The sequence below is a fragment of the Pseudomonas putida genome (genome assembly GCF_028682455.1).
Lineage (GTDB): Bacteria > Pseudomonadota > Gammaproteobacteria > Pseudomonadales > Pseudomonadaceae > Aquipseudomonas > Aquipseudomonas putida_AA.
Map to the genome: position 1 here is coordinate 715,199 of NZ_JANHLD010000001.1, position 23,698 is coordinate 738,896.

The 23,698-nt window shown below is 63.1% G+C and carries 25 protein-coding genes; 10 read left to right on the forward strand and 15 right to left on the reverse strand.

What is annotated here, in order from left to right:
• Positions 1-53 precede the first annotated feature (53 nt).
• The 5 genes from NPS58_RS03400 to NPS58_RS03420 all read left to right on the forward strand — a co-directional run bounded on the left by NPS58_RS03400 (position 54) and on the right by NPS58_RS03420 (position 5,759).
• Positions 54-1,226 carry an acyl-CoA dehydrogenase family protein gene (locus tag NPS58_RS03400; protein WP_274113526.1) on the forward strand — a complete coding sequence of 391 codons (1,173 nt, stop codon included), beginning with the start codon at positions 54-56 and terminating at the stop codon, positions 1,224-1,226.
• Positions 1,226-1,993: an SDR family NAD(P)-dependent oxidoreductase gene (locus NPS58_RS03405; RefSeq protein WP_274113528.1), complete on the forward strand. Its 768-nt coding sequence runs from the start codon at positions 1,226-1,228 to the stop codon at positions 1,991-1,993. Before NPS58_RS03400 ends, NPS58_RS03405 begins: the two co-directional genes overlap by 1 nt.
• A gap of 62 nt (positions 1,994-2,055) precedes the next feature.
• Positions 2,056-3,711 carry an acyl-CoA synthetase gene (locus NPS58_RS03410; RefSeq protein WP_425313048.1) on the forward strand — a complete coding sequence of 552 codons (1,656 nt, stop codon included), beginning with the start codon at positions 2,056-2,058 and terminating at the stop codon, positions 3,709-3,711.
• 57 nt (positions 3,712-3,768) lie between these two features.
• Positions 3,769-4,098, forward strand: coding sequence for a DUF485 domain-containing protein (locus NPS58_RS03415; RefSeq protein WP_274113533.1), 330 nt, complete (start codon positions 3,769-3,771; stop codon positions 4,096-4,098).
• On the forward strand, positions 4,095-5,759 hold the full coding sequence (locus tag NPS58_RS03420; RefSeq protein ID WP_274113535.1) for a cation acetate symporter: 1,665 nt from the start codon (positions 4,095-4,097) through the stop codon (positions 5,757-5,759). Before NPS58_RS03415 ends, NPS58_RS03420 begins: the two co-directional genes overlap by 4 nt.
• A gap of 39 nt (positions 5,760-5,798) precedes the next feature.
• Here the strand turns inward: NPS58_RS03420 and NPS58_RS03425 are convergent, their stop codons facing one another.
• Together NPS58_RS03425 and NPS58_RS03430 are read right to left on the reverse strand one after the other, a co-directional pair.
• The gene (locus NPS58_RS03425; RefSeq protein WP_274113537.1) at positions 5,799-6,218 is read right to left on the reverse strand and encodes an NUDIX hydrolase; all 420 of its coding nucleotides are present in this window, start codon (positions 6,216-6,218) and stop codon (positions 5,799-5,801) included.
• Positions 6,219-6,266: 48 nt separating this feature from the next.
• Positions 6,267-6,725, reverse strand: coding sequence for a winged helix-turn-helix transcriptional regulator (locus NPS58_RS03430; protein WP_274113539.1), 459 nt, complete (start codon positions 6,723-6,725; stop codon positions 6,267-6,269).
• Positions 6,726-6,836: 111 nt separating this feature from the next.
• Here NPS58_RS03430 and NPS58_RS03435 point away from each other — a divergent pair, with 111 nt between their 5' ends.
• Together NPS58_RS03435 and NPS58_RS03440 are read left to right on the forward strand one after the other, a co-directional pair.
• A complete protein-coding gene (locus NPS58_RS03435) occupies positions 6,837-8,102 on the forward strand; it encodes an MFS transporter (protein WP_274113540.1) in 1,266 nt (421 codons plus the stop codon).
• A gap of 253 nt (positions 8,103-8,355) precedes the next feature.
• Complete coding sequence (locus NPS58_RS03440; protein ID WP_274113542.1) at positions 8,356-9,867, forward strand: amino acid permease; 1,512 nt, start codon at positions 8,356-8,358, stop codon at positions 9,865-9,867.
• Positions 9,868-10,164: 297 nt separating this feature from the next.
• On the opposite strand, the gene NPS58_RS03445 is transcribed toward NPS58_RS03440, so the two are convergent.
• The 3 genes from NPS58_RS03445 to NPS58_RS03455 all read right to left on the reverse strand — a co-directional run bounded on the left by NPS58_RS03445 (position 10,165) and on the right by NPS58_RS03455 (position 12,478).
• On the reverse strand, positions 10,165-10,554 hold the full coding sequence (locus NPS58_RS03445) for a hypothetical protein (RefSeq protein WP_274113544.1): 390 nt from the start codon (positions 10,552-10,554) through the stop codon (positions 10,165-10,167).
• A 170-nt stretch (positions 10,555-10,724) separates the two neighbouring features.
• Positions 10,725-11,783 (reverse strand): NAD(P)-dependent alcohol dehydrogenase, encoded by a 1,059-nt coding sequence (locus NPS58_RS03450; RefSeq protein ID WP_274113546.1) that lies wholly within the window; start codon positions 11,781-11,783, stop codon positions 10,725-10,727.
• 140 nt (positions 11,784-11,923) lie between these two features.
• Positions 11,924-12,478, reverse strand: coding sequence for a UPF0149 family protein (locus NPS58_RS03455; protein ID WP_274113548.1), 555 nt, complete (start codon positions 12,476-12,478; stop codon positions 11,924-11,926).
• Between the two features lie 201 nt (positions 12,479-12,679).
• On the opposite strand from NPS58_RS03455, the gene NPS58_RS03460 reads away from it, so the two are divergent.
• A complete protein-coding gene (locus NPS58_RS03460) occupies positions 12,680-13,231 on the forward strand; it encodes a hydrolase (RefSeq protein WP_274113550.1) in 552 nt (183 codons plus the stop codon).
• A gap of 184 nt (positions 13,232-13,415) precedes the next feature.
• Positions 13,416-14,477: a DUF1615 domain-containing protein gene (locus NPS58_RS03465; RefSeq protein WP_274113552.1), complete on the forward strand. Its 1,062-nt coding sequence runs from the start codon at positions 13,416-13,418 to the stop codon at positions 14,475-14,477.
• Positions 14,478-14,849: 372 nt separating this feature from the next.
• Here NPS58_RS03465 and NPS58_RS03470 read toward each other — a convergent pair whose 3' ends face one another.
• Genes NPS58_RS03470 through NPS58_RS03505 form a run of 8 tightly spaced genes read right to left on the reverse strand, consistent with a single transcriptional unit; the run spans position 14,850 to position 20,947 of the window.
• Positions 14,850-15,755, reverse strand: coding sequence for a metal ABC transporter solute-binding protein, Zn/Mn family (locus NPS58_RS03470; protein ID WP_274113554.1), 906 nt, complete (start codon positions 15,753-15,755; stop codon positions 14,850-14,852).
• Positions 15,752-16,651: a metal ABC transporter permease gene (locus NPS58_RS03475; protein WP_274113556.1), complete on the reverse strand. Its 900-nt coding sequence runs from the start codon at positions 16,649-16,651 to the stop codon at positions 15,752-15,754. Before NPS58_RS03475 ends, NPS58_RS03470 begins: the two co-directional genes overlap by 4 nt.
• Positions 16,651-17,400 (reverse strand): metal ABC transporter ATP-binding protein, encoded by a 750-nt coding sequence (locus tag NPS58_RS03480; protein WP_274113558.1) that lies wholly within the window; start codon positions 17,398-17,400, stop codon positions 16,651-16,653. Before NPS58_RS03480 ends, NPS58_RS03475 begins: the two co-directional genes overlap by 1 nt.
• Positions 17,397-18,314 carry a metal ABC transporter substrate-binding protein gene (locus tag NPS58_RS03485; RefSeq protein ID WP_274113560.1) on the reverse strand — a complete coding sequence of 306 codons (918 nt, stop codon included), beginning with the start codon at positions 18,312-18,314 and terminating at the stop codon, positions 17,397-17,399. The genes NPS58_RS03480 and NPS58_RS03485 overlap by 4 nt, the downstream gene beginning before the upstream one ends.
• 14 nt (positions 18,315-18,328) lie before the next feature.
• Positions 18,329-18,898 carry a DUF6162 family protein gene (locus tag NPS58_RS03490; protein WP_274113562.1) on the reverse strand — a complete coding sequence of 190 codons (570 nt, stop codon included), beginning with the start codon at positions 18,896-18,898 and terminating at the stop codon, positions 18,329-18,331.
• The gene (locus NPS58_RS03495; protein WP_274113564.1) at positions 18,895-19,218 is read right to left on the reverse strand and encodes a hypothetical protein; all 324 of its coding nucleotides are present in this window, start codon (positions 19,216-19,218) and stop codon (positions 18,895-18,897) included. The genes NPS58_RS03490 and NPS58_RS03495 overlap by 4 nt, the downstream gene beginning before the upstream one ends.
• On the reverse strand, positions 19,218-19,754 hold the full coding sequence (locus tag NPS58_RS03500; protein WP_274113566.1) for a thiamine pyrophosphate-binding protein: 537 nt from the start codon (positions 19,752-19,754) through the stop codon (positions 19,218-19,220). The genes NPS58_RS03495 and NPS58_RS03500 overlap by 1 nt, the downstream gene beginning before the upstream one ends.
• Positions 19,751-20,947, reverse strand: a complete 1,197-nt coding sequence (locus NPS58_RS03505; protein WP_274113568.1) for a PepSY-associated TM helix domain-containing protein — start codon at positions 20,945-20,947, stop codon at positions 19,751-19,753. Before NPS58_RS03505 ends, NPS58_RS03500 begins: the two co-directional genes overlap by 4 nt.
• A gap of 240 nt (positions 20,948-21,187) precedes the next feature.
• Between NPS58_RS03505 and NPS58_RS03510 the strand changes: the two genes are divergently transcribed.
• A complete protein-coding gene (locus NPS58_RS03510) occupies positions 21,188-21,637 on the forward strand; it encodes a hypothetical protein (RefSeq protein WP_274113570.1) in 450 nt (149 codons plus the stop codon).
• Between the two features lie 12 nt (positions 21,638-21,649).
• Here the strand turns inward: NPS58_RS03510 and pbpG are convergent, their stop codons facing one another.
• The gene (gene pbpG, locus NPS58_RS03515; RefSeq protein ID WP_274113572.1) at positions 21,650-22,573 is read right to left on the reverse strand and encodes a D-alanyl-D-alanine endopeptidase; all 924 of its coding nucleotides are present in this window, start codon (positions 22,571-22,573) and stop codon (positions 21,650-21,652) included.
• A 346-nt stretch (positions 22,574-22,919) separates the two neighbouring features.
• Positions 22,920-23,438, reverse strand: a complete 519-nt coding sequence (locus tag NPS58_RS03520) for an isochorismatase family protein (RefSeq protein ID WP_274113574.1) — start codon at positions 23,436-23,438, stop codon at positions 22,920-22,922.
• Positions 23,439-23,698 lie beyond the last annotated feature (260 nt).

Below are 23,698 nucleotides of genomic sequence, written 5' to 3' on the forward strand. Positions count from 1 at the left end.
GCGCCAGTCGCCCCCTTAGAACACCGCACCGTGCCAAGCACCCAAGGACAACCATGAATTTCACCATTCCCGATGAATTGCTCGCCCTGCAGGAGAAAACCCGCGCCTTTATTGCCGAGCAGGTGATCCCCCTGGAAAACGACCCTGGCCAGACCGCCCATGGTCCCAGCGAGTCCTTGCGCCAGACGCTGGTCGAGCGCGCCCGCAAGGCTGGCCTGTTGACTCCGCACGCCAGCCGCGAAATGGGCGGCCAGGCGCTGAGCCATATCGCCAAGGCCATCGTCTTCGAAGAGGCCGGTTACTCACCGCTGGGCCCCGTGGCGCTGAACATCCATGCGCCCGACGAAGGCAACATTCACCTGATGGACGTGGTCGCGACCGAGGCCCAGAAGGACCGCTGGCTACGGCCGCTGGTGCAGGGCCACATCCGTTCCTGCTTTGCCATGACCGAGCCTGCGCCGGGTTCCGGCTCCGACCCGTCGATGCTGCGAACCACCGCCACCCGCGACGGCAACGACTACCTCATCAATGGTCACAAATGGTTGATCACCGGCGCCGAGGGCGCTGGGTTCGTGATCATCATGGCGCGCATGGAGGACGGTACGGCGACCATGTTCCTGTCCGACATGGACCGCGAGGGCATTGTCCACGAGCGGCAGCTGAACTCCCTGGACAGCTGCTTTACCGGCGGGCATAGCCAGCTGCGCTTCGACAACCTGCGGATTCCGGCCAGCGACGTGCTGGGTGAAATCGGCGCCGGTTTTCGCTATGCCCAGGTGCGCCTGGCACCGGCGCGGCTGACCCACTGCATGCGCTGGCTCGGTGCTGCCCGCCGGGCCCACGATATCGCCTGCGACTACGCCCGCACTCGCGACTCTTTCGGCAAGCCGCTGGGCGAGCATCAGGGCGTCGGCTTCATGCTCGCGGACAATCTGATGGATCTGCACGTGGTGCGCCTGGCGGTCTGGCATTGCGCCTGGGTGCTCGACCAGGGCCAGCGTGCCAATGTCGACTCGAGCATGGCCAAGGTGATCAGCGCCGAGGCGTTGTGGCGGGTGGTCGACCGCTGTGTGCAAATGCTCGGTGGTCGCGGCGTGACCGACGACACCGTGGTCGAGCGGATCTTCCGCGACATTCGCCCGTTTCGCATCTATGACGGACCGAGCGAAGTGCACCGCATGAGCCTGGCGAAAAAGATACTCGACCGCCGTACAGGAGCGCACTGATGCAGCCTTCCATTGCCCAGCTGTTCAACCTCGACGGTCGCCGCGCCCTGGTCACGGGGGCCTCCAGTGGGCTGGGCCGGCACTTCGCCCTGACCCTGGCGGCCGCCGGTGCGCAGGTGGCGGTGGCGGCGCGGCGCAGCGAGCCGTTGCACCAGTTGGTGGAAGACATCCAGGCGGCCGGCGGCACGGCCCGGGCCTTCACGCTCGACGTGACCCGTCGCGATGATGTCAGCCGCTGCCTCGATGAAATCGGCCCGCTGGACATCCTGGTCAACAACGCCGGCGTCAGCGACAGCCGCAACGTGCTGGCCTACGACGACGAAGGCTGGGACCGCATTCTCGACACCAACCTCAAGGGCGCCTGGAGGGTTGCCCAGGAAGCCGCGCGGCGCATGGTGCAGGCAGGGCGCGGCGGCAGCCTGATCAATGTCACCTCGATTCTTGCCAGCCGCGTGGCCGGGGCCGTCAGCCCCTACGTGGCGGCCAAGGCGGGGCTGGCCCAGCTGACCCGTGCCATGGCACTGGAGCTGGCGCGCCACGGCATCCGGGTCAACGCCCTGGCTCCCGGCTACGTGATGACTGAACTGAACGAAGACTTTTTGCGCAGCGAGGCGGGAGAGAAACTCCGGGCGCGGATTCCCAGCCGTGCCTTCAGCCGGCCGGGCGACCTCGATGGTGCCCTGTTGCTGCTGGCATCCGATGCCGGCAAGGCCATGACCGGTGCCGAGATCGTGGTCGATGGTGGGCATCTGTGCAGCGGCCTGTAGCCGCCAGGCGCATCACTGCATGAGAACAACAACAGACCGATGACGGTCGGGAGAACTACATGATGCCTTCGATGTTCGACACCCCGCTGGCGCCCAACGACGCCAACTATGTACCCCTGTCACCGGTGTCCTTTCTCAAGCGTGCCGCGCACATCTACCCGGACCGCGACGCGGTGATTCACGGCGAGCGTCGCTACAACTATCGACAGTTGCACCAGCGCAGCCGATCGCTTGCCAGCGCCCTGGAGCGGGTAGGGGTGCAGCCTGGCGACCGCGTGGCGCTGCTGGCGCCGAACGTGCCGGAGCTGCTTGAAGCCCACTACGGGGTACCGGGCGCCGGCGCAGTGCTGGTGAGTATCAATATTCGCCTGGAAGCACAGAGTATTGCCTTCATTCTTCGCCACTCGGGCGCCAAGGTGCTGATCTGCGACCGCGAGTTCAGCGCCACCGTGCGCCAGGCGCTGACACTGCTCGAGACTCGGCCGCTGGTGGTCGATATCGACGACCCCCAGGCCAGTGGCGGTGAGCTGATCGGCGAACTGGACTACGAGGCGTTCCTGGCCCAGGGCGATGCCGGGCGCGCGCTTTCGCTGCCAGAAAACGAATGGCAGTCGATTGCCCTCAACTACACCTCCGGCACTACCGGCGATCCCAAGGGGGTGCTCCTGCATCACCGCGGCGCCTACCTCAACGCCTGCGCCGGGGCGCTGATCTTCCAGCTCGGGCCGCGCAGCGTGTACCTGTGGACGCTGCCGATGTTCCATTGCAATGGCTGGAGCCACACCTGGGCGGTAACCCTCTGCGGCGGCACCCACGTCTGCCTGCGCAAGGTGCAGCCCCACTCGATCTATACCGCGATCGCCGAACACGGGGTCACCCACATGAGCGCGGCGCCGGTGGTGATGTCGATGCTGATCCATGCCGAGCAGCAGTTCGAACGGCGTGGTGGCCAGCCGGTGGAGGTGATCACCGGTGGCGCCGCACCGCCCAGCGCGGTGATCGCCGCGATGCAGGCGCGCGGTTTCAGCATCACCCACGCCTATGGCATGACCGAGAGTTATGGGCCGAGCACCCTGTGCATGTGGCAACCAGGGCTGGACGAGCTGCCCCTGGAGGCCCGCGCACAGTTCATGAGCCGCCAGGGCGTGGCCCATCCGATGCTTGAAGAGGCCACGGTGCTCGACGTCGACAGTGGACAGCCGGTCGCCGCTGACGGGGTCACCCTGGGCGAGCTGGTAGTGCGCGGCAACACGGTGATGAAGGGCTACCTGAACAACCCTGAGGCGACCCGCACCGCCTTCGCCGATGGCTGGCTGCACACCGGCGACCTGGCGGTGCTGCACCCCGACGGCTACGTGGAAATCAAGGACCGTTCCAAGGACATCATCATCTCCGGCGGCGAGAACATCAGCTCGCTGGAAATCGAAGAAGTGCTCTACCAGCACCCGGGGGTGATCGAGGCCGCCGTGGTGGCGAGTCCCGACCCGCGTTGGGGGGAAACACCGCATGCCTTCGTCACCTTGCGGGCCGACGCCGCAGCCAGTGTCAGTGGCGATGACCTGATCCTCTGGTGTCGCGAGCGCCTGGCGCATTTCAAGGCGCCGCGACAGGTCTCGCTGGTGGCGTTGCCCAAGACAGCGACCGGCAAGATCCAGAAATTCGTGCTACGCGAGTGGGCCAAGGCGCCCCGGGAGGTGCCCAGCCACGCCGAGCAGTGATGGACCAAGCGCACACATTTTCCAATAACAACACGTGCTTTCGTCAGAGGTGGTCACATGCCCAGTTCCAGTCCCTTGTATGCACGCATACGGCGCAACACCCAATTCATCGAGCTGGTGGCTCGACGCAACCGGCTTACGCTCGGTCTTCTGGTGGTGATCGTGGCGGTGTTCTACGCCTATATGGGGCTGGTGTCGTTCTGGCCCGAGCTGATTGCCCGGCGCCTTGCCGAGGGCTCGAACCTGACCTTCGGGGTGGTCGCCGGGGTATCGCTGTTCGTGTTTTTCTGCGCGTTGTCCGGCTTCTACGTGTACCGCGCCAATGGCGAGTTCGACCGCATGACCCGCGAGCTGATCGCCCAGGTCGAGCAGGAGGAGGCACGATGAGCGCGCGTCTGCTGCTGGCCCTTGGTACCGCGTGCGGCTCCACCTCGCTGCTGGCCTCGCCAGCGATGGCGGTGGCGACGCAGCAGCCGTTGAACCTGCATGCCATCGGCATGTTCATGGTGTTCGTGGTCTTCACCCTGGCCATCACCTGGTGGGCCGCGCGGCGTACCCGCTCGACGGCCGACTTCTACAGCGCCGGGGGTGGCATTTCGGGGTTCCAGAACGGCCTGGCGCTGGCGGGCGACTATATGTCGGCCTCGACCCTGCTGGGCATCACCGCGCTGATCTACACCTCCGGGATGGACGGCTACATCTACCTGATCGCCTTCTTCGCCGGCTGGCCGGTGCTGCTGTTGCTGATGACCGAACGGCTGCGCAACCTGGGGCGCTTCACCTTCGCCGACATCACCTCGTACCGCCTGGACCAGGGCAAGGTGCGGACCATGGCGGCGATTGGTTCGTTGACCGTGGTGTGCTTCTACCTGGTGGCGCAGATGGTGGGGGCGGGGCAGTTGATCAAGTTGCTGTTCGGCCTGGACTACCACATTGCCTTGCTGATCGTCGGTGCGCTGATGATGCTCTACGTGACCTTCGGCGGCATGGTGGCGACCACCTGGGTGCAGATCATCAAGGCTTTCTTGCTGATGGTGGGCGGCACCCTGGTGATGCTGCTGGCGATGAACGAGTTCAACTTCAGCTACGACACCCTGGTCACCCGTGCGATGGGCATCCATGGCCTGGGTGAACGCCTGCTGGCGCCCGGTAGCCTGCTGGCCGATCCGCTGACTGCACTGTCGCTGAGCCTTGGGCTGGTGTTCGGTACTGCCGGGCTGCCACATATCCTGATGCGCTTCTTCACCGTCAGCGACGCCAAGGAGGCGCGCAAGTCGGTGCTCTATGCCACGGGCTTCATCGGCTATTTCTTCAACGTGATCTTCCTGCTGGGCCTGGCCTCGATCGTGATCGTCAGCCAGGAGCCGCAGTACTTCGAGGGTGGCCAGGCCGGCGGCAAACTACTGGGCGGCGGCAACATGGTCGCCATGCACCTGGCCCAGGCGGTGGGCGGCAACATGCTGCTGGGCTTTCTCTCGGCGGTGACTTTCGCCACCATCCTGGCCGTGGTGTCCGGGCTCGCCCTGGCTGGCGCTTCGGCCATTGCCCACGACCTCTATGCACGGGTGATCAAGAAGGGCACGGCCAGTGAAGCGCAGGAGTTGCGCGTCACCAAGTTCGCCACTCTGGGGCTGGGCCTGGTGGCTATTGGCCTGGGCATTGTGTTCGAGAACACCAACGTCGCGTTCATGGTGGCCCTGGCGTTCGGTATTGCCGCGTCGGCGAACTTCCCGGTGTTGTTTCTCTCGATGTTCTGGCGTGGGCTGACCACGCGGGGCGCGCTGGCGGGAGGCTACCTCGGGTTGGTGAGTGCCATGGCGTTCGTGGTGCTGTCGAAGCTGGTGTGGGTCGATGTGTTCCACTTCAGCGAGCCGCTGTTCCCCTACACCCAACCGGCGTTGTTCTCCATGCCACTGGCGTTCCTGGCGGCCTATGTGTGCTCGAAACTCGACCACAGCGCCCGCGCCAAGGCCGAGCGCGAAGCCTTCGAGGACCAGTACGTGCGCGGCCAGACCGGCGTGGGCGCAAGCGGCGCGTCGGCACATTGATGCGGCAGGAGCGGGCTTGCCCCTACGGGTGATGAGGGGCTAGAGGCCTCGCTCCTTCAATGTGGTCGTCACGAATTCAAGCGCACGTCGAAACAGCGGATGGCAGTCGGCGTAGGGCAACCGGTCCAGTGAAGCCCAGAAGAATTCGAAGCAATGGCCGTGGTCGTCAAGCGTGTGATGGGACCATTGCTCAGGCAACGGCTCGTACACCTGGCACAACTGAAACGACCAGACCTGGCCAAGATGCCCGGCGTCCCAGCAACCTAGGTCGCTTGAGGCGTGGGCAGCAGTGATACCCGACTCTTCCTTCAATTCACGCAGGGCTGCTTGCGCGGGCGCTTCTCCCTTTTCGATCGTGCCCTTGACCAGTTGCACGCCCGCCAGAGGGTGGCGGAACAGGAGAATACGAGGCTGGGGTGCAGGGGAGAGGACGACAGCGCAGGCTTTGTTGGGATGCATGGCGATTTCCGCATGGTGGATCTGGTATGGGTTGGGGTCGCGGTCGGTTCACGAGGCGTCGGCGGCACGTCTGACTTTGTGGCAGTCGGACGGTCCCAGTACTTCACCGCTCGATGAGCGAACCTGCAGCGGCATCAGCGCCTGTCCGGACGCGTTGTCCACCAGTACGGAATGCATCTCGCCCGGCTCAAAGAGAAAACGTTCGCCCCACTGCCGCAGGCTTACCACGACCGGGAAAATCTCCCGTCCTTTCTGGGTGAGCACGTACTCCTTGTAGGCGCTTCCATCAGACGCCGGCCGGATGTCGAACACGCCGATCTCCACCAACGTTTTGAGTCGCGATGCCAGGATGTTCTTGGCCACGCCCAAACGCTTCTGAAATTCGCTGAATCGACGAACGTCATCAAAGGCATCGCGGATGATCATCAGCGACCAGCGATCCCCGATCGCCTCCAGTGTTCTTGCTACCGGGCATTCGCTGCTTTGCAGTGCAGTCTCTTCGACCATCGTATTGACCTGTTGGAGAACCGGAAAAATGTGGTTGCATTTTGAAACCTGAATTGGCAACAATGCGATCAGGTTTCGAATTGCAACCAGTTTAGCGCCATGGAGGCGTACATGACAGTAGATGCCGAACGTTTCACCAGGCAGACGCCCGGGGCGCCGCATACGGACACTGGGCAACGCTGCGGGGCCGACGCGTCTGCGGGGCTCTGTGCTTCGCTCACGCTGTTGTTTTCCGTCACCTGCGCACTGGCCGTGGCCAATGTCTACTTCGCTCAACCCTTGCTGGCCTCGATGGCGCAAAGCCTGGGCGTCACTGCGGGGCTGATCGGCGGCGTGGTGACCGCCACCCAGGTGGGGTATGCGCTAGGGTTGCTATTGATCGTACCCCTGGGTGACAAGGTCAACCGAAAGCGGCTGATCCTCACCCAAGTGATACTGTTGGCGATTGCATTGGCGGCTGTTGGCGCATCCCAGCAATGGCTGGCCCTGCTGGGTGCGATGGTCGTGATGGGCTTGATGTCGGTGGTCGTCCAGGTGCTTGTGGCCTATGCCGCCGTGCTGGCAACGCCCTCGCAGCGTGGGCAGGCGGTGGGTACCGTAACCAGTGGAATTGTCCTGGGCATTCTGCTGGCCCGGTTTACCTCGGGGCTGATCGCCGACCTTGCAGGTTGGCGCGCGGTCTACTTCGTATCCTCGGGGTTGATGCTGAGCATCGCAGTGGTGTTCTGGAAGGTGGTGCCCGCCACCGTCTCGCCTCCCAGCCAACAGTCCTACCCAGCGCTGATCCGATCGCTGTTCATGCTGTTCCTGACCGAGCCGGTGTTGCGGGTCAGGGGCTTGCTGGCACTGTTGATCTTCGCCGCTTTTTCTGTGCTGTGGACATCGGTCGTGCTGCCATTGAGCGCTGCGCCGCTGGCGCTTTCACACACGGCCATCGGCATGTTTGGCCTGGCGGGCGTGGTCGCTGCGCTGGCCGCCAGACGAGCCGGCCGCTGGGCCGATCAAGGCCTGGGGCAACGCGTTACCGGCATTTCGCTGGGCCTGCTGACACTGTCCTGGTTACCCATCTCGTTCACCGAGTCGTCCCTGATCGCGCTGGTGTGTGGCGTGGTGTTGCTCGACTTCGCGGTGCAAGCCGTGCATGTCACCAACCAGAGCCTCATCTTTGCTGCACGACCCGATGCCCAGAGTCGCATGGTGGGCGCCTACATGGGCTTCTACTCGGTCGGCAGTGCGCTGGGGGCGGTAGCCGCGACCCAGGTGTATGCGCTTTGGGGCTGGGTGGCTGTCAGCCTGCTGGGCGCCTTGATCAGTGCTGCGGCATGGGTGGTCTGGGCATTCACAGGCCCAACCAAGGTGCAGGAGGGAGCAATTTGACCGATGCCAGGCGCCCCGGGCACAGCCGCCATGACACGAGACAACAGGCATAAAAATAGCGCCGGTTGATCGAGAAGGGGCGCTGTTTGCACCTTGATCAGTTTGGGCGGGCTGCTAAACCCGGTCGCTGCATTGGCAGCGACTGGCCGAGCTCGCTGATCAGAATGCGCATTTCGGTGAACCCGCCCCCGTGGTTGGACCAAACTTGATGCTTCGTCTTTACTGTGTCGAGCCATGTCAAGGACGCGCATTGATGAGTGCACATACTGAAGGAAAGCTCAATGTAGTCGCGCTGACAGCGCTAGTCGTAGGCTCAATGATCGGAGCAGGTATTTTCTCGCTCCCTGCGACTTTCGCTGGCGCTACAGGTGGCTTGGGGGCACTCATCGCTTGGTTGATCGCGGGCATTGGCATGCTGATGCTTGCCTTCGTCTTCCAGAACCTTGCGCACCGCAAACCCGAGTTGGACTCCGGCATCTATGCGTACGCAAGGGCCGGTTTCGGCAACTACCTTGGCTTTGCCTCTGCGTTTGGCTTCTGGGCCGGCACCTGCATCGGAAACGTTTCTTACTTCATTTTGATCAAGTCGACGCTGGGCAGCTTCTTTCCAGTGTTCGGCGACGGTAATACGCTTGCCGCTATCGCTGCTTCATCCGTGCTGCTGTGGGGTTTCCACTTTCTCGTCCTGCGGGGTGTGCAGCAGGCTACGGTGATCAACACGATTGCTACCATCGCCAAGATCATTCCCATCGTGGTTTTCGTCGTGGTGCTAATCGTGGCCTTCGACCGCAACCTGTTCATGCTGAACTTCTGGGGTGACGCCCTCACGGCAACGTCGCCCGACCTGGCGCATGCCGACGATTACGGCCGCGTCGGCCATGCGGCGGTGGAGGCCGCGCAGGCTGGCAATGCCGACGGCTCATTGTTCGAGCAGGTGCGCGCCACGATGTTGGTCACCGTATTCGTATTCCTGGGCATCGAGGGCGCCAGCGTCTACTCACGCTACGCGACAAATCGCCGAGATGTCGGCATTGCGACAATACTGGGATTTTTGGGCGTCTTAGGCCTGCTGATGCTGATCACCCTGCTGAGCTACGGGGTGATGCTTCGCCCCGAGCTTGCCGAGTTGCGCCAGCCTTCGATGGCAGGAGTGCTGGAGGCGATCGTGGGGCATTGGGGCGCGATTTTCATTAGCATCGGCCTGCTTGTGTCGGTGCTCGGTGCATACCTGTCCTGGACCTTGCTGGCAGCCGAAGTGCTCTTCTCGGCGGCGCATGATAAGGCGATGCCGCAGTTCCTGAGCCGTGAAAATGCCCACAAGGTACCCAGCGCGGCACTCTGGCTGACGACACTGCTGGTGCAGTTCTTTCTGGTTCTGACGTTCTTTACTGAATACGCGTTTACCTTGGCACTGGAACTGACCAGTTCATTGACACTGATTCCCTACCTGTTGGTGGCAGCGTATGCGCTCAAACTCGCAAAGACCCGCGAAACCTACACGGTAGTTGAAGGGGGACGTGCGAAAGACCTGGTAATCGCCATCCTGGCAACGGCGTATGCGCTGCTCATGCTGTATGCGGGAGGGTTGAAGTACCTGCTGCTGTCCGCGGTGATTTACGCGCCGGGCACGTTGCTCTACATCCAGGCCCGGCGTGAGCAAGGCCTGCCCGTTTTCAGCGGGCCAGAGCGTTTGCTATTTGCGGCCACCGTGGTAGGGGCGATTGTCGCTGTACATGGGTTGGCTACGGGATGGATTACGCTTTGAAGGACAAGACGCGGCACCTTTGGAGTTCACGGTGCTAACGGCGACACAGATCCTCCATTTTTCAGCCACTGCTCGTTCCCAACACTGCCTACCACCAGAAAGTGAACCTTCTTGCTCACTGCCCCCCAATCAATCCACCCCGGCACCGGTGCTGGGTTGTTCAGGGGAAGCGTGGTCGGGGCGGTGAAAGGTTGGGCGTCATTGCTGTGAGTCCCCGTAAATTGCTGAACACTTCAAGCAGTTCCGCAGCGGCTGTTCTGGAACTCTTGGTGCAAGTCGACCATGAAGCGGTACTCCTTACTCTTCCATCTCAAGCTGCGGGTTGTAGTACTTCGCCGCATCCGGGGTGAAGGTCACCACCATGCCGGTGCGCGCGCAGTTCAAGGTCACCTCGGTGCTGGTGTCGATCTGCAGGTCTTCGCCGCGCAGGCCTTGCCATTGGGCGAGGTATTTGAGCGAACCGTATTTTTCACGCTTTTTCAGAGTGCGTTCGACACCGCCTTTCCAGCCCAGTACGGGGAGTTCGCCGGCCAGGCAGCGTTGGGCGATTTCCGGGTGTTTGAGGGCGCGTTCACGGCCGATTTCCCAGCAGCGGATCAAGCCGTTGTCCGGGCCTTGCCAGGTGTCGGTCCAGGTGAGGGTGGGGCGGAGTGAGACGTGGATCGGGCGGTGGACGATGGTGGACATTGAGCCTCCCTGGCTGGCTTTTTTGTAGGACAACATGGTTTTTGGAGTGCGATGCTACTAATTGGCCATCATTGATGTCCAGTGCTGGAAGATAGTCGGGCATCCGGCGGTTTGTGGGTGACCGGCCTGCGGCCGCCTCGCGGGCAATCGCAGGCAGGCGGCGGTGGTTTTCAAGCGGTGGCGGCGTCGTCCAGGCTGGCCATGTCAATGACGAAGCGGTAGCGCACATCCGAGCGTTCCATGCGCTCGAAGGCTTCGTTGATCTGGTCCATGCGGATCATTTCGCAATCCGGCAGGATGTTCTTGCGGGCGCAGAAGTCGAGCATTTCCTGGGTCTGGGCGATTCCGCCAATGGGCGACCCGGCCAGGCGTCGGCGGCCAAGAATGAAGGGCACGGTGAGTTGTTCGTCGATGGGACCGACCTGGCCGACGATTACCAGTGTGGCGTCGACGTCCAGCAGCGCCATGTACGGTGATACGTCGTGGCGCACGGGAATGGTGTCGATGATCAGGTCGAAACTCGAGCGTGCAGCGGCCATGGCCTTGGCGTCGGTCGATACCAGCAGGTTGTCGGCACCCAGTTCCAGGGCGTCGGCGAGTTTGTCGGGGGTGCGGCTGAGGACGGTGACGAAGGCGCCCAGCCCAGCTGCAAGTTTCACCGCCATGTGGCCCAGGCCACCCAGGCCGACCACCGCCACGCGACTGCCGGGGCCGACGTTCCAGGTGCGCAGGGGCGAGTAGGTGGTGATGCCGGCGCACAGCAGCGGGGCGGCCTTGGCCAGGTCCAGGCCGTCGGGGACGCGCAGCACGAACTCTTCGCGTACCACCAGGTGCTTGGAGTAGCCGCCGTAGGTGGGCTCCCTGGTGATGCGGTCCAGGCCGTTGTAGGTCTGGGTGTTGTTCTCGCGGCACAGTTGTTCTTCGCCTTTGCGGCACTGATCGCACTGTTGGCAGGAGTCGACCATGCAGCCGACGGCCACGGCGTCGCCAACCTTGTAGCGGGTGACGGCGCTGCCGATGTCGGTCACCCGGCCGATTATTTCGTGGCCGGGAACGATCGGATAGCGGCTGATGCCCCAGTCATCCCGGGCCTGGTGCAGGTCGGAGTGGCACACTCCGCAGTAGAGGATCTGCATGGCCACGTCGTTGGGACGCAGGCTGCGGCGCTGGAAGGTGAATGGCGCCAAAGGCGCCTGCGGGGTTTGTGCTGCGTAGCCGATGGTGAGCATGGCGGGCACCTCTCTGTAAGGAGTCGGATGGGCGAGTCAGTCAATGACTATAGCCATCCTTGGTGCTGCAGGAGCGGGCTTGTCCGGCGATAGCAATCTGTAAGGCACATTGCATCGTGGGGCAAGCCCGCTCCTACCGGTCAGCGTTGCGTCACCCAATGGTCATGCAATGCTCGTGCAGCCGGCTCGATGGCCGCCACGCGTTGGCGATGCAGCACCACGTCGAAATCCACCGGCAGTTCGTAGTTGTCCTGCTCGGCGCAGTCGGCGATCAGTTGCAGGCGGCTCGCCAGTGCCTCGCTGAGCGCCGGCCAGTTGCCCACGGCCACGCCACGCACATAACCGAAGCACCATTCCTCGGCCAGGGTCAGTGGCTGGCCGCGGTGTTCGGTTTGCTCGAAGCGCGCCTTGAACGTCTCGGGCGCGGTTGCCAGCTGGCTGGCCAGGGTGTTGAGGTGGCGCACGCAGAGATCGATGAAACGCCGGCACTCTTCAGGCTTTTGCCACTCCGGAGTTTTGCCGCCCCAGATGGCCGGGAACCATTCGGCGATATCCACCTGCGCGGGGCTTGAGACCAGCGCCGTGAAGTAACCGTCAAGCTCGGAGGGGTTGAGCACGGAGTGGTCGTCGCCGTACTTGAGCAAGGTGTCCTCGATGAACTCGAACTCGCTGGGGGTCAGGGGTTGGGCTTGCATAAACAGGGTCCTTGGCGAGGTGAGCGTGAAAAAAGTCGGGGAGGATGGGGCTTTGCGACGAATTTTTCCAGTCCGGGGTGAGATGACTGTCGCTTGCGGCCGCCTTGCCCCCTGTGAGATTCATCGGCTGTCGCCCCGGGCATTGACGCCATGGGCGTGGTGGGCGAGCCTTGACGGCTCACTCATGACGAGGTGCAAGGGATGTTGATCAAGCCCAACCAGGCCAGCCTGCTGGTCATTGATGTGCAGGACAAGCTCATTGGCGCGGTCAGCGACCCGGCCGGCACCCTGGCCCGCACCCGCTGGCTACTGGCAGCCACGCACCTGCTGGGCGTGCCCACGGTGTTCTCCGAGCAGTACCCCAAAGGTTTGGGCCACACCGTGGCGGCGCTGATCGAGGCCTCGCCCGATGCCGAGGTGGTGGAAAAACAGCACTTCTCCTGTGTTGCCGCCAACTGCCTGCCGGCCTCGCTGCTGGCCCGCGAGCAAGTGATCGTCTGCGGTATGGAAACCCACGTGTGCGTGCTGCAAACCGTGCTTGGCCTGCGCGAACTTGGCAAGCAGGTGTTCGTGGTCGAAGACGCTTGCGACAGCCGCAGCAGCGCCAGCAAGGCGGCCGGTATCGCCCGCATGCGCGACGCCGGGGCGCAGATCGTTACCCGCGAGATGGTGTTGTTCGAGTGGATGCAAAGTTCAACGCATGAGCAGTTCCGCGCTATCAGCAAGAACTTCATCGTGCCGGGGGATGCTTGAGTCCCGCCGTGTGAAAAGCCGAGTGCGCCCAGCATCGCCCCGCAGGCCATGCTCGACCATGCCGGTGTCGTACCTTTTCGACTTCCAGTAAGTAGCGGTGCTTGATTGCAGTCGGTCCCGGCCCTCGCTACTGTGCTGCTGTCAAGGCACGAGGCGAGGGCGGTACATGCGGGTCAGGGGATTGATGTTGGCGATTGTTGTGCTGCTGACGGTGCAGGGCTGCGTCACGCAGCGCGAGGCACCGGAGGAAGACCCGGCCAAGGTGCGCGCGCAGATCCTGCGCTTGTTGCCGGCAGCCGCCAACGACCGTGAAGGCTGGGCCCGGGATATTCAGACGGCCTTTACCGCGCAGAACATCACCCCCAGCCGTTCCAACCTGTGCGCCGTGCTGGCGGTGACCGAGCAGGAGTCGACCTTCCAGGCCGATCCGCAAGTGCCAGGGCTTGGCCGCATTGCCCGTACAGAAATCGACCGTCGCGCCGCCAGTCTGCATATTCCGCAGATGCTGGTGAACGCGGCGTTGCAGACACGCTCGCCCAACGGCCAGACCTACAGCCAGCGGCTCAATGTGGTGCGCAGTGAAAAACAACTCAGCGCGATCTTCGATGACTTGATCAGTACGGTGCCGCTGGGGCGCACGTTGCTGGGGGACTTGAACCCGGTGCATACCGGTGGGCCGATGCAGGTCAGTATCGAATTTGCCGAACGCAACGCGCAGGGCTATCCCTACAGCCATTCGGGGACGATTCGCCAGGAGGTGTTCAGCCGCCGTGGCGGGATGTACTTCGGCATCGCTCATTTGCTCGGCTACCCCAGCCATTACGAGCGCCAGCTGTATCGTTTTGCCGACTTCAACGCGGGGTGGTACGCCAGTCGCAACGCGGCGTTCCAGAGTGCGCTGAGCCGGGCCAGCGGGGTGACCCTGGCCCTGGACGGGGATTTGATTGCGCCGGGGGCGATTTTCCCGGGTACTACCGAGAAGGCCGCGCGGCGCTTGGGAGAGCAGTTGAATCTGCGTAACCCCAGCATCCGCAGTCAGCTGGAGAAGGGCGACAGCCTGGCGTTCGAGGAGACGCGGTTGTACAGCGGGGTGTATGCGCTGGCCGAGGGCAAGGCGGGTAAGGCGCTGCCGCGGGCGCAGCTGCCGGGCATTGAATTGAAGAGCCCGAAGATCACCCGCAAGTTGACCACGGCCTGGTTCGCCAACCGGGTGGATGAGCGCTATGAGCGCTGCATGAAGCGCTGACACCCTGCTGGCCTGTGGTGTTCTTGCGAGCTACGCCGATCCTGCTTATGGAGCTGCCACGCCCACTGTAAAGAGATGCCATGGGATGTATTAACTTGTTCGGGTCGCCAAACCCGATCACCGAGTATTCAGTGACCGAGGGAGCCTGGGGTGAAGTCTTTCCCCCGGCAAGTAACTGAGGTCGACAGGTTGCGTAGGGCTCTGGTTAACGGGGCCTGAAGATCAAAAGCAAGATCCAGATCAAAAGCACAATTCGCTGCGCTCTTGCCGGTCTGCGCGGTACCTGTGGGAGCTGGCTTGCCAGCGATGAGGCCAGTACAGCTTGCACTTTCGAGGTTGCCTGGCCTCCGGGATCGCGGGGCAAGCCCGCTCCTACAATGCGCCCACCACTTGCTCGATGCTGGCCTTCAACCCTGCCAGGGTATCCTGCGGGTCGGTGTCGATCACCAGCAGCTTCGCACCGCTAGCGGCAATCACATCCACCACTTCTTTGCTCGGCTGCTTGTGGTGCATCACCAACGCCACATCCTGGCCTTTGAGCTCATCTGCCAATTGCTTGAGCGCCGCGGCGTCCCACTGGTCGTCGGCCACGCGCGGGTGGTCGATCAGGTCCAGGTTCAGGCCACTGATCAGGTAGTCCAGGCGATCCGAGAGGTTGACCACACTGAGGTTGTCGGCCTCTGCGAGGCGCGACTCACTGCCAGCACTCAGCTCCAGTAGCTGGCGCTTGAGGTTGGCAAGGTTGGCCTGGATTTTCGGTTGATCGCCCGGGCTCAACCGCCCCAGGTCGTTGGCCAGCACATCGGCCATGCGCCCAAGGTTGGTCGGGTTCAGCCAGGGGTAGCCGGCAAAGGCGTTGCTGCCCTGTACGGCAATCCCCGGCAAGGCGCCGTCCACCGGGCGGGCCGCGTCGATTTCGACGATGCGGATGTTGCTGCGTCGGGCCATTGGGTAGAGCGGGTCGTCACTCCAGATCGAACGCAGGGCAATCACCGCATCGGCCTGGGTCGCTATTTTTTGCAGGCTGGCGCCACCCCGGCCACTGAAGTAGGACGGCTGGCGCGAGGCCGGGATGTTCGCCGGTGCCGCGCGCTGCAGTTTGACGGAGGTGCCGTCGAGCAGGGCCAGTGCCAGGGCATGGGTGACTGGCAGCGAGGCCAGGACGGTGGTCGTCGCGGCCTGCTGCGGGGCCGCAGCCGGTGCGCTCTGGGCCAGGCTCAGGGGCGACAGGCCGGCGAGCGCCAGGACCAGGCACAGGTGCTGGAGTTTGAAGGTCATGCCGGGTTTCCTTGCAGGCGTGGAACAAGGCCGCGCGCCAGTGCGGCGAGGGCGAAGAAGGCGCCAGCGACGAGGATGATCGCTGCACCCGATGGCACCGGCAGGTCGAAGACGATCGGCAGCAGGATGCCGACCAGGGTGCTCAGGGTGGCGATCAGCACCGAGGCCCAGAAAAAAACCTTGAGCGACTGGCTGATCAGTCGCGCCGCCGCTGCCGGGATGACCAGCAGGGCACCCACCAGGATCGCCCCGATCACTTTCACTGCGGCCACGGTCACCAGGGTCACCAGCACCACGAACAGGTAGTCCAGGCTCTTGACCGCCACGCCGCGCACGGCTGCCAGCTGTGGGTTGAAGCTGGCCAGGATGATGCGGTTGTACAGCGGCAAGGCCAGTGCCAGTACCAGGCTGCCGACGATGCCAAGCACCAGCAGGTCCTGGGCATTGACGGTGAGCACCGAACCGAACAGCACGTTCTCGAGAATGTGTACGTTGATCTTGCCGGCCAGCATCAACAGCAGGCTCGCCCCCAGCGCCAGCGACACCGAGAGGAACACGCCGATCAAGGTGTCGGGTGACAGCCCCGTGCGGTTGCGCAGGAAGTTGAGCAGGATGCCGAACAGCAGGCAGTAGCCGAACAGGCTGCCATAGGGGCCGGTGTAGGGTTCGCCGAGCAGGATGCCGATGGCCACGCCGGTCAGCGCGGCATGGCCCACCGCTTCGGAAAAGAACGCAAAGCGCTTGACCACCACCAGGGTGCCCAGGCCGCCCAGCACCGGGCCGATCATCAGGCCTGCCAGCAGGGCATTGACCACAAAGCCATAGGCCAGGGCTTCGGGTAGGTAGCCGGCGGTGGCCCAGCCCTGGATCAGCAGGCGGAATTCTTCGTAGTTCATCAGGCGATGCTCTCGCTGCGCGGGTGGATGGAGAACAGGCCGAGCAGGCGCTCCGGGGTCAGCGCTTGCTTGGGCGGGGCATCGAACAGCACGCGGCGGCTCAGGCCCGTGACCCGGTCGGCCAGGCGTGTGACCGCTTGCAGGTCGTGCTCGATCCACAGCACGGTGGTCCCGGCGGCGCGCCAGTCCAGCAGCAAACGCTCGAACACCTGGATACCGGCTTCGTCCAGCGCCGACATCGGTTCATCCAGCACCAGCAGTTGGGGGGCCGGGATCAGGCCCTGGGCCAGCAGCACGCGCTGGCGCTCGCCACCAGAGAGGGCGCCCATGCGTCGCTTGCGTTTGTCGAGCATGCCGACCCGCTCCAGTGCCGCATCGATGGCCGGCGCCACCTTGCGCGACAGGCCGAGGAAGGCCGGGCGGCGCTGGCACATGGCGGCCATGAAGTCGTCCACTGTCAACGGCAGACCTCGGTCGAACTCCAGCGCCTGGGGCACGTAGCCAATGATCTGCGCATCGCTTGGCCAGGTCAGGGTCAACTGGCCCTGGTGCGGCATCTGCCCCAGCAGCGTCTTGATCAGCGAACTCTTGCCGCCGCCATTGGGCCCGACCAGCGCATGCACGCTGCCGGCGGCGACCTTGAAGCTGACCTGGTCGAGAATCCGCGTGCGGCCCAGGGTCAGGTCGATGCCGGCAAATTCGATGTCGGGCCCGCAGGGCAGGATGACGACGGTTTCGGCCACGGTCATGCCTTGGACTCCTTGATCGCGCGCACCACGGTGTCGAGGTTGCGCTTCATTTCCACTTCGTACTTCTCCTTGCTGTAGTCACCGTAGGAGATGTGGGTCAGCGGGTAGATCTTCACCCCCGACTCGCGCTGGATGGTCTCGACATAGGCCGACGGAAAGTCCATCTCCGAGAAGATCACCTTCACGTCCAGGGCCTTGAGCTGGTCGATGGTCTTTTTCAGCTGGCTCGGGCTTGGCTCGATGCCGTGGGCAGGCTCGACCACGGCAGTCACTTCCAGGCCGAACTCGCGCACCAGGTAGTCGTAGGCGGCGTGGATGGTGGCCACGCGAAACTCCGCCCCCGGCGCCTCGGTCACCTGGGCCAGGGCGTCGGCGCGCAGCTTGCGCAGGCGCTTGGCATAGGCGCGGGCGTTCTGGCTGTAGTACTTGGCGTTGTCCGGGTCGAGCTTGCCCAGCTCGCGGGCGATGTTGTTGACCTGGGCGATGCTGGCGCTGATCGACAGGAAGGTATGCGGATTCACCACTTTGCCCGCGCCGCGTGCGGCCACACCGGTAGCCGCCAGCAGCGGTACGTTGGTGTTCGATTCGATCACGGTGATCTGCGGCTTTTCGCTGGCGGCGATCATGCGGTCGGCGAAGTCGTCGTGGCCGATGCCGTTGAGCACCACCACGTCGAGGCTGCCGATGCGCTTGATGTCCTCGGCCCGCGGCTCATAGGCGTGGGGGTTGAAGCCTGCCGGGATCAGCGGCACCACCTCGGCCTTGTCGCCGACGATGTTGCTCACGTAGCTGTAGTAGGGGTGCAGGGTGATGCCGATACGCAGCGGCTTGCCGTTGTCGGCCAGGGCCAGGGTCGGCAGGGCGCAGGCGATCAACAGGCTCAGAACACGGCGGGCGAGGGCGGAGCGAAGCATGGGGCGTCCTTGTATCAGTGGCGATGCTGGCGGGTGACACCGGCGTCGTAGTGGGCGGCGATCTGTTGCCAGCCGGCAGCGATCAGGGCGGCGGGGCTGAGGTCGGCAGGGGCACCGGCGCTCGCCGTGCGCTGCAGCCAGATATCGGCGGCGCCGTCGTGCGCGCTGGGCACCAGCAGCAGGAAGCTGCCGGCTACGCTCGGCGACTGGCTCAGGCCCAGGTAGGCCTGCTCGCCCAGCAACTGCCAGCGATGCTCGCCACGGCTGGCGCTGCTGGCATCGGTCACGAAGGGTGGGAAGCCTTCCTCGGCCAGCACCGCCACCTCGACCAGTGCAGGGGCGCTTTCGCGCAGCAGCTGGATTTCCTCGAAGGCCACCCGCAGGTCGGCATACACCCCTTGCTCCGCGGCATTCAGATCGCGGCGGGCGTCGAGCTGATGGGACTCGATGCTGACCTCGTCGTGATCCTCACCGCGCAGCGCCACCACTCCGGCGGCCACCGCCAGGATGAACAGGCTCACCAGCAGCACGTAAAGGGTTTCATGCCCGGCGCCGGCCGGGCGCACTACCTGGACCCGGCTCATGGTTCACCGATATCGGCGTAGTCGATTTCCACCACGTGACCGGGGCCCGCGTCGAACAGCACATACCATTCGCCATCAGGGCGCTTGAAGGTCAGCTTGGAGTTGTCGCCAAGCTTGCCGGGCACCAGGATCTCTTCGTTGTAGCCGATCACATCCAGGGTGACGCCCGGTGCACCGCTGCCATCGGAGAAGCCGCCCGTGCATTCGATCTGCTCGCCGTCGATCGGCTTGCACTCGCACATCGGGTTGTGGGCCAGGGCCGGGCCGGCGGCGCCGAGCAACAGCAGGGGCACAAGCAGCCTGCGGGCGATAAACGTCATTACTTGCCTCCTTGTTTGTTCAGCCAGGCCACGGTGGCCGGCGAGGCCTTGGCCAGCGGGATGGAGCCTTGCTGCATGCTGCCGTCCCAGCCTTCGAGGGTGATCCAGATCTCGGCGTCCGGACGGGTCTTGGTCGGGACTGGCAGGCCGGTGCTCATGCGGTAGGGCGGGCCGAAGAAGATGGTCCCGGCAGCGCGCAGGCTGCGCGGCTTGCCGATACGCAGGTAGACGGCCTTGACCTCGGGAATGCAGGTTTGGCAAAGGGCCAGGTTGAAGGTCTTGAAGTAGCCGGCCGGGCCATCCTGGCGCGGGGCTTCGTCGCGCATCTCGGCCAGCTTCACGCTCCAACGACCCACTTGCACATCGCCCAGCTCACGCTCGCCCAGGCCGCTGTCACCACGAAACAGCGCAGCATCGGCGAAGTACTTGGGCATGAAGCCCAGGGGTATCAGCAACAACAGAATGTTCAGGTGAAAACGCCACTTGTGCCACCAACGGCTCAATGGGCTGGCGGTCTGGACGGCTGCCTTGCTCATACGCTGGTCTCCGTGGCGGTGTCAGGGGTGGCGCTAACGGCCTGTTTGCGTGGGGTGCGCTCGCTGCGCTTGAGGGCGGCGGCGGTGGCCTGGGCGGTACGCTTGGTCCAGATCAACAGGCCGCTGAGCACCATCAACGACAGCACCAGGCCAAAGAATGCCCAGATCAGCTTGATGATCAGGCCGCCGAAATCGCCGGTGTGCAGCGGGCGCATCGACTCGGTGACGAACTCCAGGGTCGAGCGGTCTTCGATCAAGAACTGCGCCTCGATCTTGCTGTTGTACGGGTTGACGTTGACCGTCTGGAACATCAACGGGTACCAGCCACGACCGCCCAGGTACAGGTGCGAGTAGGCGTTGCCGGGCATCTGGATGAAGCTCACATCGAGGCCGGTAATCTGCGACTTGGCGATGCGCTCGGCTTCATCGAGGTCGATGCGCGGGGCTGGCGCGCCCGATGCGTTGATCGGTACATCCTCACGGGCAATCACCGGTACTACAGGCTCGGTGGAAATGGTGATGTGGTTGTCGCCGAGGATCGCCTGGATCAAGAACCAGGTACCGGTAATGGAGATCACCGCGATGAACCAGATCGACCACACCCCGCTCAAACGGTGCAGGTCGCCCCAGAAAATCCGCGAGCCATGGTTGGCACGTGGCAGCTTGAAAAAGCCCTTCCAGAATTTTTTGTACACCACAAGCCCGGTCACCAGCGAAGCCAGCATCGGCAGGCCGAGCAACGACACCAGGTACCAGCCCCAGCTGTAGCCGTTGGTGAAGGGCACCAACCACCAACCGTGCAGGGCACGGGTGAAGCCTTCGAAGTTGAACGACGGGCTCTTGCCCTGGATCGCCCCGGTATACGGGTTGACGTAGAGCGTCGGCGCACTGCCGTCGGGATAGGTCACCGCCGCGGTCAGGGCGAAGTGCGAGCCATCGGGTTGGCTGATAAAGCGCACGGCCATCTCCGGTTCGGCCTTTTGCATGGCATCGAGCACTTGCTGGAAGCTCAGGCGTTCGGCATCGGGGCTTGGCTTGGTGGCGCGCACGTCCGGGTTGGCCAACCAGACGATTTCCTGGCTAACCACGGCCAACGTGCCGGTAAAGCACACGATCAGCACGAAAAACCAGATCGGCAACGCGAGCCAGCTATGGACCAGGAACCAGATTTTTGAGCGTGACTTTTTCGACATGAGCCTGTCTTTTATTGGTGAACGGTGGGCAGCCGATCTCGTCAGATAAGTTACCCGTCTCTATAAGGACGGATGAGCAGGGCAAAACCCGTCTGCTTATTTGCAAGAAAATGTATCTAATTCTTACTAAGGCTCTGTTTCGCGGGTGGACGTCCTGCGCTGGTCGGGTTTGCTCTTCAAGTTCTAGCGGGGGCGGCCGATATGTACGCTATCCCAAGTACCCTTCAGGAAGATCAAACCATGGCAGGCATCGGTGCCGTAACGCTCAACGGGAATCCACTGCAAAGCAGCACGCTCGCCGCAGGTTCGCGGGTGACGATCAATGCAGATCAGCCGCCAGCAGAGGTTGCGCCCGGAAAGGTAGTGGTCGATCCGTCCAGCCTGCGCAATTCCAAGGCGCAGGCCAGTGACAGCAGCGATCCGCGAACCGACTCGGAGCCGGCTCATGTCAAGCAGTTGCGCAAGATGATCGAGAAGCTGCAAAAGCAGCTGGAGGAGCAGCAGAAGCACCTGCAGCAAGTGATGGCCAGCCGGATGGAAGAAACCGCCAAGGCCGCCGCCGTTGCCGCGGCGCAGTCGGCAATCGGCGCCACCATGGCGGCATTGGGGGCGGCCACCGCCGCACTGGTCAAGGCCTTGACCGAGAGCGGCGGCGCAAGCTCAGGTTCGCTGGTCAGCACCAGCGCCTGAGGTCAACGCGGGTCAGTCGAGCGCCGGGCGGTTCTGGCTGCGCTCGGACTTGTAGCGCATGGCCACCGCCGGCGCCGGCTTGGCACTGCCGGTTTCCAGCCATTGGCGCATGCGGCTGGCATCGGCGAAGTGGGTGTACTTGCCGAAGGCATCGAGAATCACCATGGCCACCGGGCGGTTGTCCATCTTGGTCAGCAGCACCAGGCAATGGCCGGCTTCGTTGGTGAAGCCGGTCTTGGTCAGCTTGATATCCCAGTTGCTCTTGTTGACCAGGTGGTCGGTGTTGCGAAAGCCCAGGGTGTAGTTGGGCTTACGGAACGCCACGGTCTTCTGCGGGGTGCTGCTCAGCTCACTGAGCATCGGATAGTTGCGCGCGGCCATCAACAACTTGCCCAGGTCCCGGGCGGTGGAGACATTGCTGTGCGATAGCCCCGTAGGCTCGACATAGCGGGTCTGGGTCATGCCCAGTGCCTTGGCCTTGGCGTTCATCGCCTTGATGAAGGCGTTGTAGCCGCCTGGATAGTTGTGCGCCAGGGTGGACGCGGCGCGGTTTTCCGACGACATCAGGGTGATCAGCAGCATGTCCTTGCGGTTCAACTGGCTACCCAGCCGCACCCGCGAATACACGCCTTTCATTTCCTTGTTCTGGGCGATGGTGACCGTAAGCATTTCGTCCATGTTCTGCTTGGCGTCGAGCACTACCATGCCGGTCATCAGTTTGGTCACCGAGGCAATCGGCACCACCCGGTCGGCATTGTTGGCGTAGAGCACCTTGTTGGTCTGCAGATCGATCAGCAGCGCAGCGCCGGAAGCCAGGTGCAACTTGGCAGGATCGCGTTGCACCTGGGCCGGGGGTTGCGCAGCAGCGGCCGGGGTGACAGTGGCGGTACCCGTGAGCAACAGCAGCAGGCTTAGAATCGAAAGGGAGGTTTTCACGTTGAGGCTCACTAAAAGTTGTTATGTCGTTGGCTGTGCAAGGGTTTTCCCCCAAAAAAACCGCTGCATTCTGGAGTATGGCCGAGTTGCTGTCGATTGCCCTGTATCTGCTGGGGCAAACATGAAAAAGATTTAATCCTGTCTTAATTCTGGACCCATGGCTGCGTGCCCAGCTTGGCCAACTCGGCCCGGTCACTGGCTGAGTTCAACCAGGCCTATTACCAGATGCGACGCTGTTCGCATCTTTTATACAGCAGACCCTTAACGTCCCATTTAAAGTGCGGGAATGTCACATTGTGCCAGCGCTTACGGCAAGTCATGTGCATTCCCGTAGTTTCGGGCTGTGCTAGAAGCTCCACTCCTCAGCCCGAACTAGCTGGCAGAACGGGCCGTCAAGAGTTGCATTGTGATGAGCAACGATGTCCTTGGCTTTCATCATTGGCGTGTCTGAACAGGTATGACCTTCGGCGACAAGTACCGCATCGAAGCCAAGATCACGAGCAGCACGGCAGGTGCTGTCGACGCAGTACTGAGTTTTCATGCCAGTGATTACCACCCCGGTAGCCCCGCGAGACCGCAAATCGTCCGCCAGGTCGGTCATTTCGAAGGCGTTGGGTCGCCGTTTTTCGAATACCACCTCTCCACCCAGAAGTTTCAGTTCCTGCGCAACCATCGTCAACGGACTGTCTGGTTCGATTGGAGATCCAGCGGGCCCGATGTGGCGCGCGAGAAAAATCGGAGCGCCAGCGGTGCGTGCCTTGTCCATCAGGGTATTCACTGTTTCCAACAACTCTTCGCAGCGCCATGGTTTTTCCGGGCCGTGAACAAGCCCGACTTGCATATCGAGTATCAACAGGGCGTACATGGGTGCATCTCCTTGCGTTTGAGCCAGCGACACAAGGGCATAAAAAAGGCCCTGTCCATCGCTGGCGGGCCTTTGAAGTTCGTCTGCTATTGGCTCACGACACCTCGCACGCTCCGCTTTCAGCGGTCGTGGTGGTGGTAGTCGAGGTGAGGCAATAGTTAGTCATAGATCGACACTAGCAATATCGCAGTGAGCTGACAAGCCAGTCTTTCAGACGTCTTGAGGCAAGTGAACTTCCTGCAACATTGTCGTCTACATTG

What these genes read in the sequence shown, in the direction of transcription:
- NPS58_RS03520 (WP_274113574.1), bottom strand. Translation starts at nt 23,438, where the DNA reads ATGTACGCCCTGTTGATACTCGATATGCAAGTCGGGCTTGTTCACGGC.
- NPS58_RS03430 (WP_274113539.1), bottom strand. Translation starts at nt 6,725, where the DNA reads ATGGTCGAAGAGACTGCACTGCAAAGCAGCGAATGCCCGGTAGCAAGA.
- NPS58_RS03425 (WP_274113537.1), bottom strand. Translation starts at nt 6,218, where the DNA reads ATGCATCCCAACAAAGCCTGCGCTGTCGTCCTCTCCCCTGCACCCCAG.
- NPS58_RS03410 (WP_425313048.1), top strand. Translation starts at nt 2,056, where the DNA reads ATGCCTTCGATGTTCGACACCCCGCTGGCGCCCAACGACGCCAACTAT.
- NPS58_RS03445 (WP_274113544.1), bottom strand. Translation starts at nt 10,554, where the DNA reads ATGTCCACCATCGTCCACCGCCCGATCCACGTCTCACTCCGCCCCACC.
- NPS58_RS03405 (WP_274113528.1), top strand. Translation starts at nt 1,226, where the DNA reads ATGCAGCCTTCCATTGCCCAGCTGTTCAACCTCGACGGTCGCCGCGCC.
- NPS58_RS03450 (WP_274113546.1), bottom strand. Translation starts at nt 11,783, where the DNA reads ATGCTCACCATCGGCTACGCAGCACAAACCCCGCAGGCGCCTTTGGCG.
- NPS58_RS03480 (WP_274113558.1), bottom strand. Translation starts at nt 17,400, where the DNA reads ATGACCGTGGCCGAAACCGTCGTCATCCTGCCCTGCGGGCCCGACATC.
- NPS58_RS03435 (WP_274113540.1), top strand. Translation starts at nt 6,837, where the DNA reads ATGACAGTAGATGCCGAACGTTTCACCAGGCAGACGCCCGGGGCGCCG.
- NPS58_RS03465 (WP_274113552.1), top strand. Translation starts at nt 13,416, where the DNA reads ATGTTGGCGATTGTTGTGCTGCTGACGGTGCAGGGCTGCGTCACGCAG.
- NPS58_RS03510 (WP_274113570.1), top strand. Translation starts at nt 21,188, where the DNA reads ATGGCAGGCATCGGTGCCGTAACGCTCAACGGGAATCCACTGCAAAGC.
- NPS58_RS03455 (WP_274113548.1), bottom strand. Translation starts at nt 12,478, where the DNA reads ATGCAAGCCCAACCCCTGACCCCCAGCGAGTTCGAGTTCATCGAGGAC.
- NPS58_RS03440 (WP_274113542.1), top strand. Translation starts at nt 8,356, where the DNA reads ATGAGTGCACATACTGAAGGAAAGCTCAATGTAGTCGCGCTGACAGCG.
- NPS58_RS03470 (WP_274113554.1), bottom strand. Translation starts at nt 15,755, where the DNA reads ATGACCTTCAAACTCCAGCACCTGTGCCTGGTCCTGGCGCTCGCCGGC.
- NPS58_RS03400 (WP_274113526.1), top strand. Translation starts at nt 54, where the DNA reads ATGAATTTCACCATTCCCGATGAATTGCTCGCCCTGCAGGAGAAAACC.
- NPS58_RS03495 (WP_274113564.1), bottom strand. Translation starts at nt 19,218, where the DNA reads ATGACGTTTATCGCCCGCAGGCTGCTTGTGCCCCTGCTGTTGCTCGGC.
- NPS58_RS03490 (WP_274113562.1), bottom strand. Translation starts at nt 18,898, where the DNA reads ATGAGCCGGGTCCAGGTAGTGCGCCCGGCCGGCGCCGGGCATGAAACC.
- NPS58_RS03420 (WP_274113535.1), top strand. Translation starts at nt 4,095, where the DNA reads ATGAGCGCGCGTCTGCTGCTGGCCCTTGGTACCGCGTGCGGCTCCACC.
- NPS58_RS03475 (WP_274113556.1), bottom strand. Translation starts at nt 16,651, where the DNA reads ATGAACTACGAAGAATTCCGCCTGCTGATCCAGGGCTGGGCCACCGCC.
- NPS58_RS03460 (WP_274113550.1), top strand. Translation starts at nt 12,680, where the DNA reads ATGTTGATCAAGCCCAACCAGGCCAGCCTGCTGGTCATTGATGTGCAG.
- NPS58_RS03500 (WP_274113566.1), bottom strand. Translation starts at nt 19,754, where the DNA reads ATGAGCAAGGCAGCCGTCCAGACCGCCAGCCCATTGAGCCGTTGGTGG.
- NPS58_RS03505 (WP_274113568.1), bottom strand. Translation starts at nt 20,947, where the DNA reads ATGTCGAAAAAGTCACGCTCAAAAATCTGGTTCCTGGTCCATAGCTGG.
- NPS58_RS03485 (WP_274113560.1), bottom strand. Translation starts at nt 18,314, where the DNA reads ATGCTTCGCTCCGCCCTCGCCCGCCGTGTTCTGAGCCTGTTGATCGCC.
- NPS58_RS03415 (WP_274113533.1), top strand. Translation starts at nt 3,769, where the DNA reads ATGCCCAGTTCCAGTCCCTTGTATGCACGCATACGGCGCAACACCCAA.